Source organism: Lysinibacillus sp. SGAir0095, assembly GCF_005491425.1.
Classification (GTDB): Bacteria; Bacillota; Bacilli; order Bacillales_A; family Planococcaceae; genus Ureibacillus.
The window spans coordinates 2,515,073-2,530,650 of record NZ_CP028083.1 but is presented as its reverse complement, the minus strand read 5'-3'; the positions used below and the strand labels follow the sequence as shown (position 1 = coordinate 2,530,650).

At 36.6% G+C, this 15,578-nt stretch carries 15 protein-coding genes; all 15 read left to right on the top strand.

The genetic code is table 11. From position 1 onward, the window contains the following. The first annotated feature begins 25 nt into the window (after positions 1-25). On the top strand, positions 26-1,060 hold the full coding sequence (gene hrcA / locus C1N55_RS12465; RefSeq protein WP_137729131.1) for a heat-inducible transcriptional repressor HrcA: 1,035 nt from the start codon (positions 26-28) through the stop codon (positions 1,058-1,060). Positions 1,061-1,073: 13 nt separating this feature from the next. After that, a complete protein-coding gene (gene grpE, locus C1N55_RS12460) occupies positions 1,074-1,643 on the top strand; it encodes a nucleotide exchange factor GrpE (RefSeq protein ID WP_137729130.1) in 570 nt (189 codons plus the stop codon). Between the two features lie 64 nt (positions 1,644-1,707). Next, entirely contained in the window at positions 1,708-3,540 is a 1,833-nt protein-coding gene (dnaK, locus tag C1N55_RS12455) for a molecular chaperone DnaK (RefSeq protein WP_137729129.1), read from the top strand. A gap of 322 nt (positions 3,541-3,862) precedes the next feature. After that, on the top strand, positions 3,863-4,981 hold the full coding sequence (gene dnaJ, locus C1N55_RS12450; protein WP_137729128.1) for a molecular chaperone DnaJ: 1,119 nt from the start codon (positions 3,863-3,865) through the stop codon (positions 4,979-4,981). A gap of 81 nt (positions 4,982-5,062) precedes the next feature. Continuing rightward, on the top strand, positions 5,063-6,001 hold the full coding sequence (gene prmA / locus C1N55_RS12445; protein WP_137729127.1) for a 50S ribosomal protein L11 methyltransferase: 939 nt from the start codon (positions 5,063-5,065) through the stop codon (positions 5,999-6,001). Between the two features lie 123 nt (positions 6,002-6,124). Continuing rightward, the gene (locus C1N55_RS12440; RefSeq protein ID WP_137729126.1) at positions 6,125-6,868 is read left to right on the top strand and encodes a 16S rRNA (uracil(1498)-N(3))-methyltransferase; all 744 of its coding nucleotides are present in this window, start codon (positions 6,125-6,127) and stop codon (positions 6,866-6,868) included. Between the two features lie 15 nt (positions 6,869-6,883). Beyond that, positions 6,884-8,218: a tRNA (N(6)-L-threonylcarbamoyladenosine(37)-C(2))-methylthiotransferase MtaB gene (gene mtaB, locus C1N55_RS12435; protein ID WP_137729125.1), complete on the top strand. Its 1,335-nt coding sequence runs from the start codon at positions 6,884-6,886 to the stop codon at positions 8,216-8,218. A gap of 237 nt (positions 8,219-8,455) precedes the next feature. Then, a complete protein-coding gene (gene deoC / locus C1N55_RS12430; protein ID WP_137729124.1) occupies positions 8,456-9,124 on the top strand; it encodes a deoxyribose-phosphate aldolase in 669 nt (222 codons plus the stop codon). Between the two features lie 109 nt (positions 9,125-9,233). Continuing rightward, entirely contained in the window at positions 9,234-9,407 is a 174-nt protein-coding gene (gene rpsU / locus C1N55_RS12425; protein WP_004227078.1) for a 30S ribosomal protein S21, read from the top strand. 298 nt (positions 9,408-9,705) lie between these two features. Next, positions 9,706-10,914, top strand: a complete 1,209-nt coding sequence (locus C1N55_RS12420; protein WP_137727947.1) for an ISL3 family transposase — start codon at positions 9,706-9,708, stop codon at positions 10,912-10,914. Between the two features lie 344 nt (positions 10,915-11,258). Next, positions 11,259-12,584, top strand: coding sequence for an NfeD family protein (locus C1N55_RS12415; protein WP_137729123.1), 1,326 nt, complete (start codon positions 11,259-11,261; stop codon positions 12,582-12,584). A 2-nt stretch (positions 12,585-12,586) separates the two neighbouring features. After that, positions 12,587-13,585, top strand: coding sequence for a flotillin-like protein FloA (gene floA, locus C1N55_RS12410; protein WP_168193851.1), 999 nt, complete (start codon positions 12,587-12,589; stop codon positions 13,583-13,585). A 38-nt stretch (positions 13,586-13,623) separates the two neighbouring features. Continuing rightward, on the top strand, positions 13,624-14,112 hold the full coding sequence (locus tag C1N55_RS12405) for a hypothetical protein (protein ID WP_137729121.1): 489 nt from the start codon (positions 13,624-13,626) through the stop codon (positions 14,110-14,112). A 99-nt stretch (positions 14,113-14,211) separates the two neighbouring features. Further along, positions 14,212-14,457 (top strand): hypothetical protein, encoded by a 246-nt coding sequence (locus tag C1N55_RS12400; RefSeq protein WP_137729120.1) that lies wholly within the window; start codon positions 14,212-14,214, stop codon positions 14,455-14,457. Beyond that, positions 14,454-15,578 (top strand): sporulation protein YqfD, encoded by a 1,125-nt coding sequence (locus tag C1N55_RS12395; protein ID WP_137729119.1) that lies wholly within the window; start codon positions 14,454-14,456, stop codon positions 15,576-15,578. Before C1N55_RS12400 ends, C1N55_RS12395 begins: the two co-directional genes overlap by 4 nt.

The window sequence follows — 15,578 nt, the reverse complement described above, 5'->3', positions numbered from 1 at the left end:
ATGAGTGCTAACAGAGGTGATGACAATGTTAACCAATCGACAATTACAAATATTGCAAGTAATCGTTGATGATTTTGTTACTTCAGCTCAACCGGTAGGATCACGCCAAATTTCAAAAAAAGAATGGATTACATCTAGTCCGGCAACAATTCGTAACGAGATGGCCGATTTAGAGGAGCTTGGGTTTATTGAAAAAACACATACTTCTTCAGGTCGTGTACCTTCTGAGAAGGGTTATCGATTTTACGTAGATCATTTATTGCAACCGATCTCTATGTCTGCCCGAGAAATTGGCTTATTTCAATCTATTTATAAGAATCAAATTGTAGAGATGGAACAAGTAATTCGTGAATCTGCTAACATTTTGTCAGATTTAACTTCTTATACAACGATTTTACTTGGACCTAATGTAACTAAACATCGCGTAAAGAGATTTCAAATAGTCCCTTTATCGGAACAAACTGCTGTAGCAATCATTGTTACGGATAATGGGCATGTTGAAAATCGAACGATTACACTTCCACAAGGATTTGTTCCTTCAGATATTGAAAAAACCGTCAATATTCTAAATGAACGTCTAGTGGGTGTTTCATTATTAGAGCTACAAAGTCGACTTGAATTAGAAACTTTTAATGTTTTAAGGCAACATGTAAACACTGCTGATACTTTTATCCAATCATTAAGAAATGTTGCAACCTTCCAAAATGAAGGGAAAATTTATTTCGGCGGGAAAACAAATATGTTAAATCAGCCTGAGTTTCACGATCTAAATAAAGTTCGCGCGCTTATGGAAATGATGGAAATAGAAAGTCAAGTAATTTCATTGTTCCAACATGAAGATACAGGCATTCATATTCGGATTGGTTCTGAAAATAACCATTTAGTTATGGATGATTTAAGTGTAATTACAGCGTCCTACTCTATTGGTAAAGATCAAGAGGGTTCCATTGCAATAATCGGTCCTAAAAGAATGGATTATCAACGTGTTGTCTCTCTACTTGATGTGATGCGAAGTGGACTTTCACGTGCACTTTCAAATAAAGTAAATGATGGGTTATAAGGAGGAAACATTCGTGTCTGAAACTACAGAAAACAAAGAACAACTAGAAGAAGTAAATGAACAAATCAGTGAAGCAGAAACGAACGGCACAGAAACTGAAGAGCAGGTAGAATTATCCGTTGAAGAGCAGTTAAACGCAAAAAATGCGGCGCTTGAAGCGAAACTGCAAGAAGAGGAAAGTCGCTACTTGCGCCTGCGTGCTGACTTCGATAATATGAGACGTCGTGCTCAATTAGACCGTGAAGCGGCTGAAAAATATCGTGCTCAAAAGCTACTGACAGATCTTTTACCAGTAATCGACAATCTAGAACGTGCATTACAGGTGGAAGTAAGTTCAGATGATGCTGTTTCTTTATATAAAGGTATTGAAATGGTCTACAAAACGTTGATTGATGCAACGAAACAAGAAGGTTTAGAGTTAATTCCTGCACAAGGGCAAAGCTTTGACCCGAATGTACATCAAGCAGTAATGCAAGAATCAGATTCAGAAAAGGAAACTGGTATTGTGTTAAAAGAGCTTCAAAAGGGCTATAAATTAAAAGATCGCGTATTACGACCATCTATGGTTTCAGTAAACGAATAATTTAAAAATTTAATTAGTGAAAAACACCAAATACGTGTTTTAAATAATTAGGAGGCAATTTAATATGAGCAAAATTATTGGTATTGACTTAGGTACAACAAACTCTTGTGTAGCAGTTCTAGAAGGCGGCGAACCAAAAGTAATTCCAAATCCAGAAGGTAACCGTACTACTCCTTCAGCGGTTTCATTTAAAAATGGTGAGAAACAAGTTGGGGAAGTAGCAAAACGCCAATCAATTACAAACCCTAATACAATCTTATCTATTAAATCAAAAATCGGTACATCAGAAAAAGTAACAATCGAAGATAAAGAATATACACCTCAAGAAGTATCTGCAATGATTCTACAATACTTAAAAGGTTATGCTGAAGATTACTTAGGCGAGACAGTAACAAAAGCTGTAATTACCGTTCCTGCTTATTTTAATGATGCGCAACGCCAAGCAACAAAAGACGCTGGTAAAATTGCAGGTCTTGAAGTTGAACGTATTATTAACGAACCAACAGCAGCCGCACTAGCTTATGGTTTAGATAAACAAGACCAAGACCAAAAAATCTTAGTATTTGACCTTGGTGGCGGTACATTTGACGTTTCTATTCTTGAATTAGGCGACGGCGTATTCGAAGTACTAGCAACTGCTGGTGATAACAAACTTGGTGGGGATGACTTCGACCAAAAAGTAATCGACTTCTTAGTAGAAGAATTCAAAAAAGAAAATGGCGTTGATTTATCAAAAGATAAAATGGCAATGCAACGTTTAAAAGATGCAGCTGAAAAAGCGAAAAAAGACTTATCAGGTGTAACATCTACACAAGTTTCATTACCATTCATTACTGCAGGAGCAGATGGCCCGCTTCACTTAGAAGTGAACTTAACTCGTGCAAAATTCGATGAGATTACGCGTGATTTAGTTGAACGTACAATTATCCCGACTCGTCAAGCACTTAAAGATGCTGGTTTGAACGCATCTGATTTAGACAAAGTAATCCTTGTTGGTGGGTCGACTCGTATTCCTGCTGTACAAGAAGCTGTGAAAAAAGAAACAAACCAAGATCCACATCGTGGTGTTAACCCTGACGAAGTAGTAGCAATGGGGGCAGCAGTTCAAGGTGGCGTGTTAACAGGTGATGTGAAAGATATCGTATTACTTGACGTAACTCCACTTTCACTTGGTATTGAAACAATGGGTGGTGTGTTCACAAAATTAATCGAACGCAACACGACAATTCCAACTTCAAAATCTCAAGTTTTCTCAACAGCTGCAGATAACCAACCTGCTGTAGATATTCACGTATTACAAGGTGAACGTCCAATGGCTGCTGACAACAAAACTTTAGGTCGTTTCCAATTAGCAGATATTCCACCAGCTCCACGTGGTGTACCTCAAATCGAAGTAACATTCGATATCGATAAAAACGGTATTGTATCTGTTAAAGCGAAAGACCTAGGTACGCAAAAAGAACAAACAATCGTTATCCAATCCGATTCTGGTTTAACAGACGAGGATATCGAACGTATGGTAAAAGAGGCAGAAGCAAATGCTGAGGCTGATGCTAAACGTAAAGAAGAAGCTGAAGTTCGTAACGAAGCAGACCAATTAGTATTCCAAGTAGACAAAACTATTACTGATCTTGGCGAACAAATTACTGAAGATGAGAAAAAATCAGTAGAAGATGCAAAAGAAGAGTTGAAAAAAGCTTTAGAAGCTGGTGAAATCGAAGGTATTAAATCTTCAAAAGAAAAACTAGAAGGTATCCTACAACCACTAGTAATGAAAGTATATGAACAAGCGGCAGCTGCTGCACAAGCTGCACAAGGTGAAGCAGAAGCAGGTCCAGATAAAAAAGATGACGGCGTTGTAGATGCTGACTTTGAAGAAGTAAAAGACGATAAATAAGCCGAATTCTTATCAATGTGGTTCACCCACTTTATCAAGTTCGCTTTAAGTGTAGACGTGCGATTTTAAAAGCAATTTTTCGTGAAGAGCTTAAAAAACTGGTGTTATGGTGACAAAAAACTAGTGACAGTTGCAAATAAGCCATGGCGAATTTGATTGTTGATAGATGAAAGTAGAAAAAGTCAAAGTCGAACATAACGGACTTTGACTTTTTCATTGCAATCAGATGTTCATTTAATAAGTAACTAAAAAACAAACTTTATATACAGTATTATACGACCATGTTAAAATATACGTTATGAAAAAGAGCGGAGTGTGAACGATGAGTAAACGCGATTACTATGAAGTGCTTGGCGTAAGTAAAAGTGCTAGCAAAGATGAGATAAAGAAAGCATATCGTAAACTTTCAAAGCAGTATCATCCAGATATCAATAAAGAAGCTGGTGCCGATGAGAAATTTAAAGAAATTGCTGAAGCCTACGAAGTGCTGAGCGATGATACAAAACGTTCTCAATATGATCAATTCGGTCATGAAGGGCCAAATCAAGGAGGATTTGGTGGATTCGGAGGATCAGGATTTGGTGGATTTGAAGATATTTTCAGTTCATTCTTCGGAGGCGGCGGTCGTCGAAGTGATCCAAATGCCCCAAGAAAAGGTGACGACCTTCAGTACCGCATGAATATCTCTTTTGAGGATGCTGTTTTCGGAAAGCAAACAGAAATCGAAATACCAAAAGAAGAGACTTGCGATACTTGTAATGGATCGGGTGCAAAACCTGGAACAAGTGCAAAGACATGTACAACGTGTAATGGGGCAGGACAAGTGAACCAAGCGGTTGAAACACCATTTGGCCGTATGGTAAACCGCCGTGCATGTAATACTTGCCAAGGAACGGGTAAAATTATTCCAGAAAAATGTAATAAATGTCATGGAGCTGGGACAGTTCAAAAACGGAAGAAAATCAAAGTTACAATTCCAGCGGGTGTAGATGATGGTCAACAATTACGTGTGACTGGCCAAGGTGAACCAGGTATCAATGGAGGCCCGGCAGGAGACTTATATATCGTCTTCAATGTGAAAAATCACGAATACTTCGAACGAGATGGCGATGATATTTATTATGAATTAAAACTAACTTTCCCTCAGGCTGCACTTGGAGACGAAATTGAAGTGCCAACAGTTCATGGAAAAGTAAAACTAAAAATTCCAGCTGGTACACAATCAGGAGCTCAATTCCGTATTAAAGACAAAGGTGTAAAAAATGTCCATGGATACGGAACAGGACATCAATATGTCATTGTAAAAGTAATGACTCCTACAAAACTAACAGAAAAACAAAAACAACTATTACGTGATTTCGCAGAAATAAGCGGCGACATCCCTGAAGAACATAGCAGTTCATTATTTGATAAAATCAAAAAGACATTCAAAGGTGAGTAACTTAAAAATAGCGTCCATGATTGTGGACGCTTACTATTAATTTGAACCTTGGTAACAAAATTTTAGAGGAGCTGATTGCAAGTGAAATGGACAGAGTTGTCGGTTTTAACAACAAACGAAGCGGTTGAAGCAATTTCAAATATTTATCATGAAGCTGGCGCAAGTGGTGTTGTCATTGAAGATTCAACAGAAATGGAGAAAGAACGAGTTGATCAATTTGGGGAAATTTATGATTTGAATCCAAACGATTTTCCAAAAAGCGGGGTAATCGTAAAAGCGTATTTACCTGTATCTAGTTTTTTAGCAGAAACTGTTGAAGAAATAAAACTTGCAATCGCGAATCTAGAAAATTTTGATATTAATCTTGGGGATAATGTTTTTACTATGTGTGAAGTGCATGAAGAGGATTGGGCAACTGCCTGGAAGCAATATTATCATCCAGTGAAAATTTCGGAAAGATTTACTATTGTGCCAACGTGGGAAGAATACACACCAGTAAACACAGACGAACTGATTATTGAGCTAGATCCTGGTATGGCGTTTGGGACAGGTACACATCCTACAACTGTAATGTGCTTACAAGCATTAGAAAAGGTTGTTAAAGAAGGCAATTCTGTTGTTGATGTTGGAACTGGCTCTGGTGTATTGGCAATTGCTGCTTCGATGCTTGGTGCTGAGAAAGTACATGCTCTAGATTTAGATGCAGTTGCTGTTAAATCTGCGTTTGAAAATATTGTACATAATAAAGTACAGCATATCGCAAAAGTACATCAAGGTAATTTACTCGATACGGTAACAGAACCAGCAGATGTTGTTGTGGCAAACATCTTAGCCGAAATTATCATGACATTTACAGATGATGCCTTTTCAATTGTAAAACCTGGAGGACTTTATGTTACTTCTGGTATTATTAATGCAAAAAAAGATGATGTGAAAAAGGCACTTGTAGACTCAGGCTTTATTATTGAGGAAGTGTTAATGATGGAAGATTGGGTGGCCATCATTGCACGACGACCATAAACAAGAAAGGAGTTGTCCCAATAATTAGGGGCAGCTCCTTGTCTTTTTCAGAATAGTAAAGAATTGTAGTCGGAGTTTGGCGAGCACCTTTCGCTTTTCTAATAAAAAATTTGGAGGTACATAATGCAACGATATTTCGTACATGAACCCTTTAATGAATCGAACGAATTTACAATTGTAGGAGAAAATGCACGCCACATTGCAAAAGTTATGCGTATGGAGAGTGGCGATCATATCGTAGTCGTTAACGCTAATACCGCATATATATGTGAAATTATTTCGGTTGGTGAGGGTGTCGTTGTAAAACTAACAGGTAATACCGTTCCTTCTCCAGAGATGCCCATACAGGTAGATATCGCTTGCGGATTACCAAAAGGGGATAAGCTTGAGTTAATCTCCCAAAAAGGAACAGAGCTTGGTATGCATGCATTAATTCCATTTAGTGCAGAACGTTCGATTGTAAAATGGGACGAAAAAAAAGGCGAGAAAAAGACGGAGCGTTTACAAAAAATTGCACAGGAAGCTGCAGAGCAATCTCATCGAACGCAAATTCCGGCTATTATGAATCCTGTTTCCTTCAAGCAGCTACTAAATCTTGTTTCAGAATACGACGCAGTATTTATTGCTGACGAAGAAGATGCAAAAAAAGAAAATCGCACAAGATTTGCAGATAAACTTAAAAAAGTGTATGATAATGAATCGAAGTCAATTTTATTAATTTTCGGTCCTGAGGGTGGAATTTCGAGAAATGAAGCGCAAAGCTTATTAGAAGCTGGTGCAGAAACAATGTCTCTTGGACCAAGAATATTACGGGCAGAAACAGCGCCATTATATGCGCTGGCTGCTATATCATATGAACTAGAATGAAAGAGGTGTTAGCCAGTGTCAACGGTGGCTTTTCATACTTTAGGCTGTAAAGTAAACCATTATGAAACTGAAAGTATTTGGCAGCTTTTTAAAGAACAAGGATATGAACGTACTGAATTTGAAAAACAAGCGGATGTTTATGTAATCAATACATGTACTGTAACAAATACGGGGGATAAAAAATCTCGTCAGGTCATTCGTCGTGCAGTTCGCCAAAACCCAGATGCAGTTATTTGTGTAACAGGATGTTATGCTCAAACATCGCCAGCAGAAATTATGGCAATTCCAGGTGTAGATATTGTAGTGGGTACGCAAGATCGCCAAAAAATGCTAGGATATATTGAACAATATAAAGTAGAACGCCAACCTATTAATGCAGTAGGGAATATCATGAAAAACCGTGTTTACGAAGAATTAGATGTTCCTTATTTTACAGATCGTACGCGTGCTTCTTTAAAAATTCAAGAAGGATGTAATAACTTCTGTACATTCTGTATTATTCCTTGGGCTCGTGGATTAATGCGTTCTCGTGATCCACAAGAGGTAATTCGTCAAGCGCAAAAGTTAGTTGATGCTGGATATCTAGAAATCGTTTTAACTGGTATTCATACTGGTGGGTATGGACAAGATTTCAAAGACTATAATTTAGCACAGTTGCTTCGTGATCTAGAAGCGAATGTAAAAGGTTTAAAACGATTACGTATTTCATCAATTGAAGCTTCACAAATAACAGATGAAGTAATTGATGTTCTTAAAAATTCTAATGTAGTGGTACGCCATTTACACATTCCGATTCAATCTGGGTCAGATACGGTGTTAAAACGTATGCGTCGTAAATATACGATGGATTTCTTCGCGGAACGTCTAGAACGCTTAAATGAAGCATTACCTGAATTGGCGATTACATCTGACGTAATTGTTGGATTCCCAGGTGAAACAGAAGAGGAATTCATGGAAACATATAACTTTATTGCAAACCATAAATTTGCAGAACTACATGTATTCCCTTATTCAAAACGAACTGGAACACCTGCTGCAAGAATGGAAGATCAAGTGGATGAAAATGTTAAAAATGAACGTGTTCATCGATTACTTACTTTAAACGATCAATTAGCAAAAGAATATGCTTCTCGCTTCGAAGGAGAAGTATTGGAAGTTATTCCTGAAGATCGTTATAAAGAATCAGAACAAGACAATCTACTTGTAGGTTACACTGATAACTATCTACGTGTCGTATTTGAAGGCACAGAAGAAATGATCGGTAAACTTTTAAAAGTAAAAGTGCAAAAAGTAGGCTATCCTTACTGTGAAGGTCAATTTGTACGTGTTTTAGAAGAACAAGTTCAATAAAACTAGTGAAGAATCAGAAAAAAGTTTGAACGACAAAATCAATAAGATTTTGTCGTTTTTCTTTGAAATGGATTAGTAAATATTTATTTGAATTAATGAATTTCGTGCGAATAAAAACTAAAGAAGCAAGGAAAAGTAACATGAATACTAATTGAAATTATCTGTCATTTCACAATAATTTACTTTAATGGTATTATGGGAGAGGTACGTACAACTATAAAAGAAGGAGTAATTTTTATGACTCAAAATTACGCTGCAATGATTGATCATACTTTATTAAAAGCTGAGACTACGAAAGCACAAATTGACAAAATTTGTGAAGAAGCACTAAAATATGAATTTGCTTCTGTGTGTGTAAATCCTACTTGGGTTAAAAATGCGAGTGAATTATTAGCAGGTTCAAATGTTAAAGTTTGTACGGTGATTGGTTTTCCTTTAGGTGCAACGACTCCGCAAGTTAAGGCTTTTGAAACAACTAATGCTATTGAAAATGGTGCCGGAGAAATTGACATGGTAATCAATATTGGGGCATTAAAAGATGGTCATGACGACCTTGTTTTTGAAGACATTAAAGCTGTTGTTACCGCTGCAAATGGTACTTTAGTAAAAGTAATTATTGAAACTTCTCTTTTAACAGACGAAGAAAAAGTAAGAGCTTGTGAGTTATCTGTTAAAGCAGGGGCTGACTTTGTAAAAACTTCTACTGGATTTTCTACTGGTGGTGCAACTTCAGAAGATGTTGCCTTAATGAGAAAAACAGTAGGTCCAGAAATCGGTGTGAAAGCATCTGGTGGTGTAAGAAGCCTAGAAGATATGCAAAAAATGATCGAAGCTGGTGCAACTAGAATTGGAGCAAGCTCTGGTGTAGCTATCATGAACGGCTTAATTTCAGATTCCAATTATTAATTTTAATATTGCTATTGACTGTAGTTGGACAATACGATATAATTCTTTAGTACACAACTAACAGATGTTGATTGTGTATTGACGTGTGTTCGGAGGGAGGGAAAGAGAGATGTCAAAAACTGTCGTTAGAAAAAACGAATCGCTTGAAGATGCTCTTCGCCGCTTCAAACGTACTGTATCTAAAAGTGGTACTATTCAGGAAGTAAGAAAACGCGAATTTTACGAAAAACCAAGCGTAAAACGTAAAAAGAAATCAGAAGCTGCACGTAAACGTAAGTGGTAATTTCCTAACAAATCCCTACGTTCATAACACGCAATTTTATGATTCATCAAGGTTGAAACTGATATACCCTAGTATTTGTTTAGCAAATACTAGGGTATTTTGCATTTTCTACAAATACAACCTAGAAATATTATGGTCAATAATTCATATTTTATTAATAGTATTTTTGCTATTTTTATTGGTTCTATAATATTTGTTGGGGTTTTACTACAATTTGAAATAAAAAAAAGCACGTAATCACCGATTTCGATATACTTGAATTGTCGAGAAACAAGCAATGAAAGGTGATACGTGCATTATGAATTTTAACAGAAATATCCCAGGATTAAAAGGTGTAACTGTTCATAAGATTGAAGAGATCGGGGAGCGTATCGCTCTTTACGTTTCAATTCCGAAGAAAGAACATCAGTGTCCAGACTGTAATAAAATGACCTCTAAAATACATGATTATCGAATTCAAAAAATTAAACATTTAAAATGGTTTGAACGATTAACCATCCTTTTCTATAAACGTCGACGTTATGTATGTGAGTGCGGAAAACGCTTCTCGGAAAAATCTCCTTTCGTGGATAAGTATCAACGTTACTCAAAAGAATGGAATCAAGTTGTTGGAATCCGTTCAGTAAAGGCAAAGACATTTAAAGAAGCAGCAGAAGTCCTTGGAACATCCAGTTCGACGGTAATTCGTCGCTTTAAAAAGGTGGTAAAAGAGCAGCTAAATGAAGGGGTCCATTTACCAAAATGTATTGCGATTGATGAATATAAAGGAGATACAGATGCGGGGACCTATCAACTAATCATTGCCAACGCTGAAACGCACGAACCAATTGATATTTTACCGAATCGTAGAAAAGAAACGATTAAGGATTATCTAATGACATATGGATCAGATGTAGAAGTCGTCGTAATGGATATGAATCCAAGCTTTAAAGCAGCTGTTAAAAAAGCCTTAAATCGTCCTATCATTATTGCCGATCGATTCCATTATTGTCGTTATATTTATTGGGCTCTAGACGAGGTGCGTCGTAAAGTGCAGAAGGATTGGCATCCATACGATCGAAAAAAGTGCAAAAAAATGCGTCATGTCTTATATAAACGCTTTGATAAGTTAACGGAAAAGAATCGATGGTATTTAAATCGCTACACGGGAATGTCAAAGGAATTAAAGCAAGCATATGAACTAAAAGAAGCCTATTGTAAATGGTTTGATTGGGCAAAAACGACGAATGATATTGCAGAAGTGAAGAATAGATTAGAAGCTTATTACCGTAAGGTAGAAGAAGCAAATATCCCAGCATTTATAAAAGCCATTCAAACCTTTAAGAATTGGCAAGTAGAGATCTTAAATAGTTTTAGTTTTGGCTATTCAAATGGTTTTTTAGAAGGAATTAATAATAAATCGAAGGTAATGAAACGTAATGCTTATGGTTTTAGGAGCTTTAAGCATTTTAAAGCAAAGATTTTATTGAATGATTTATATAAAGAATTCGGTGTTCATTTAGGTTAATAGGGTGACGTGCAAAAACACATCACCCCAACATTTGACATAGAACCTTTTTATTGAACCCTTTAATAACTCTTATGCTGGATTTCATTGTTAAATTGAGCAAATAAATTATCTTTCTACAGTTTACCTCTTTTAAATCCAGGAATTCCCTCAACTAAAACAGTAATGCTTCTAAATTTAATCACCTTTGTTTCTATTTTAAGCAGAATTATGTGTAAAATATTAAATATGTAAAAAATAATCACTTTTTTGAAACTTTTAACTTATTTAATCGTAAAGTAAGATGAACTTTATTAAATAAGTTTTTATACCTATATATCTTTTACCAAAAAAGGGGGGTAGAAATGAGAAAAACGAAAACGTTCAGTTGGATTCTTTTATGTTTGCTATCATTTTCGCTACTTCTTCCAAGTCTTTCAGTAGTCGCTAGTGGAAAGGTATATCATATCCCACTTGAAAATGAGGTGGAGGATGGGTTAAAGGCCTTTCTTCAAAGAGCTTTTACTGAGGCGGAGGAAGAGGGAGCAAAGACTATTATTTTAGAAATACATACACCAGGTGGTTATGTCACATCAGCACATGAAATTGGAAAAATAATTGCAAATTCTCCTGTTGAAGTGGTTGCTTTCGTAAATTCGAAAGCGTTATCAGCGGGAGCCTTCCTCGCATTACACGCAAAAAAAATTTATATGGTTCCGAATGCCACAATAGGTGCTGCAGCTATTATTGATAGTGCCGGTAATGCCGCGGATGAAAAAAGCAATAGTTTCTGGATTGCTGCGATGGAGGCTGCAGCAGAATCTCAAGATAGAAAACCAATCTACGCAAGAGCCATGGCGGATAAAAACGTTGATTTACCAGAAAATCAAGCTCCAGAAGGGCAACTGTTGACACTATCTGCAGAGGAAGCATTAAAAGTTGGTTATTCAAATGGTACTGTAGCTAATTTAAATGAACTCCTGGAGACGCTTAACCTTTCAGATACTGAAGTGGTTTCTGTAGAACCAACTTTTGCAGAAAAGGTAGCGAGGTTTATCACTAACCCAATGGTTGTGACCCTTTTATTATCAATTGGTTTGTTTGGTTTAGTTATGGAATTGTTTTCACCTGGTTTTGGTTTTCCTGGGCTCATTGGACTATCTTCATTTGGTTTATTTTTCTTTGGTCATACGGTGGCAGGCTTTGCCGGATATGAATCTGTTGTGCTCTTTATTATTGGTTTAGCTCTACTCATTGCTGAATTGTTTGTGCCAGGAGGAATTATAGGTATAATTGGTGGTGCGCTTATGATAATCAGTTTATTATTCGCTGGGGAAAGTGTGGTTCATATGGCATATTCCATTTTAATCGCGGTATTTATTGCAATAATAGGAATGGTGATCTTGATGAAATTCTTTGGGAAAAATCTACATGTCTTTAATAAGCTAATCTTACGTGATGCTACGACAACAGAAGAAGGATATGTTTCAAATGTGAACCGTGTCGAACTGATCGGTAAAATTGGTCAATCCATTACGCCACTTCGCCCAGCAGGGACCATCATTGTGGGCAATGAACGAATAGATGCAGTTTCAGAAGGAAGCTATATTGAAGCCAATAAGAAAGTGGAAGTTATACAAGTAGAAGGCTCGCGAATTATCGTGAGAGAGACGAATAAAGGAGTGGAATAAATATGATTTTTGATGCAGCGGCAATCAGTTTAATTGTAACAATCGTTTTAGTTATCATTGTATTATCAGTAATTTTAACAATCGTTCCAGTCGCACTTTGGATTAGTGCTATTGCAGCAGGTGTTCGTGTAAGTATTTTCACGTTAGTTGGGATGAGATTACGTCGTGTTATACCTGCTCGAATCGTGAATCCTTTAATTAAGGCACATAAAGCAGGGTTAGATGTATCAATTAACCAGCTAGAGTCGCACTATTTGGCTGGCGGTAATGTAGACCGTGTTGTAAATGCATTAATTGCGGCTCAACGTGCGAATATTGAGCTATCATTCGAACGTGCAGCGGCAATCGATTTAGCCGGACGTGATGTTTTAGAGGCTGTACAAATGTCCGTAAATCCAAAAGTGATCGAGACACCATTTATTGCTGGTGTTGCCATTAATGGTATTGAAGTAAAAGCAAAAGCTAGAATTACAGTACGTGCTAACTTAGATCGTTTAGTTGGTGGTGCTGGCGAAGATACGATTATTGCTCGTGTAGGTGAGGGGATTGTATCTACAATTGGTTCTTCTGAAAGTCATTCAAAGGTATTAGAAAACCCAGATCTTATTTCTCAAACAGTTCTTTCAAAAGGCTTGGACTCAGGTACTGCATTTGAAATCCTATCGATTGATATTGCGGACGTTGATGTTGGTAAAAACATCGGTGCTGAATTACAAATTGAACAGGCACAAGCGGATAAAAATATTGCACAAGCAAAAGCGGAAGAACGCCGTGCGATGGCCGTAGCGAATGAACAAGAAATGGTTGCGAAAGTGCAAGAAATGAAAGCAAAAGTAGTAGAAGCAGAAGCAGAAGTACCTTTAGCGATGGCAGAGGCACTACGAAATGGAAACTTTGGCATTATGGATTATATGAACTACAAAAACATTCAAGCAGATACTTCAATGAGAGATTCTATCTCAAAGGTTACAACTGATAAACAAGATCCAAATCAAAAATAATTTTAATACACACCTGAAGAAGGGAGTGTGAAGCTAAGGTGGAAGGTATAATAGTGATGGCCATTTTGTTCATCATTAGTTCTATTTTAAATGGCACTAAAAAGAAACAGCAGAATCCAAAAGGCATGCCGCCATTTAATAATAAACCGACTAATCAAAAGTTTGAGCTGCCAAAGCAGACTGGAAAAAGAAAATCACTTGAAGACTTTGCAAGTGAAGTGTTTCAGCAATTAAATGAAAAAACACAACCCAATTCAACAGCTGCTAAGAAAGAGCAACAATCTGAAAAACTATATGAATCAATAAAAGAAGAAGTTGTTACTCAAGAGAAATCTCCTAATGTAAGACCGCTATTTAAGGGTGAACGTTCATCAAATCGAGGGTCATTAATTTCGTCAACATCGTCAACATCCGATACTATTAAACAAAAAGAAATCGGGAGTTTTGTACCCACTACACGAGAAGCATTAGTGCAGGCAATCATAACGACTGAGATTTTAGGTCCTCCAAAAGCAAAACAAAGATAAACGTCTTACTTTGGTGCAGATTTGTAAAAACTGCAGTGAAATTTATACATGCCCCCCTTTTTCAAAGCATATACTTTTGCGAAAGGGGGGCATTTTTAATTGAAAAAATTATTCCAAACAGACCCATTAATAGAAATAGTAAATAGCAGTCAGCTAAGGTTGATTGGAACGTATAAATTTTTAGAAGCATCAGAACAGCATTGTTCGTTTATATATGAGGATTTTTCAATTTTAATAAAAGCAAATCGTGTACATATAGATGTATTGAAAGAGATAGAATTTATCATTCATGTAGACAATTTATTGTCGATTGAGATGAAAAGACAGGTGAGTGACCGATTATGAAAAAATTTGATAATCGCCCTGTTGAAATTCGCATCAGCCGTAACAGCGGATCCAATGCCTTTATTCAAAATCTTCATTCAAAAGGTGTGAAGATCAAAAATCTTAAACACCTGGATAATGAAATTCGATTTGAAATGTTAAGAAAAGATTTGAGAGTTGTCCGAGAAATCCGAAAAAAATACCGTGTAAAAGTAAAGATTGAATATCTTCAGGTGTCTCGAATCTTCCAGAAGAATAGTTGGACAGCTATCGGCCTGCTGCTACTAATAATCATACCTATCATAGCCTCCCAATTTGTATGGGATGTAAATGTAGAGGCAGAAACTCCTGAACTGAGAGTTGCAGTTGAAAAAGTGGTAAAGGAGAAACTCTCTTTAGATAAACCGAAAATGAAAGGGCGTGTACAATCTGATTTTGAGATAAGACAAATGATCATGGAAGAGTTAAGAGATTTATCTTGGGTGCATATACTAAAAACAGGCAGTAGCATGACAATTGTCCCTCAACTTGCCCCTATAACGGATAATAAGGATAATACTTCAAGTACTAAAAATCATTTAATTGCTACAAAAAGCGGAGTTATTACACATTTTGAAATTTCTAGTGGGGAACGTCGTGTTTTGCCGAATACAACAGTATATAAAGGGGATACACTTGTATCAGGCGTTATTACAGTTGGAGATCGCTCGATTCTTGTAGGAGCCGCTGGGGAAGTGTATGCTGACTACTGGCTAGAAACTGAATTTTCTATTCCTAAGAAGATACAATTAGTTTCAGCAAGTAGTAGGGAATGGACATTTGATTTCAAAATAAATGATGAAAAGGAGCAAGGAAAATCGTTTCAAAAAGTCGATTTACCGGAATGGCTTTCAAGATTTATCGAAATCAAAAAGACTCAAAAGTACATCACAGTTACGGAAGAGATCTCAGAAGAACAAATCGAGTCGTTTATCTTGCCTCTATTGCACGAAAAAATATTAAAATCTTTACCTCCCAAAACCATAATAAAAAAGGAAAACATTTTGCACGTTTCATTCGATGATGATAAAGTGAAAGGGAAAGTCCTATTTTTGGTAAATGAAAATATTGCAAAAAACTACCCAATTGACCAAGGAGATTGA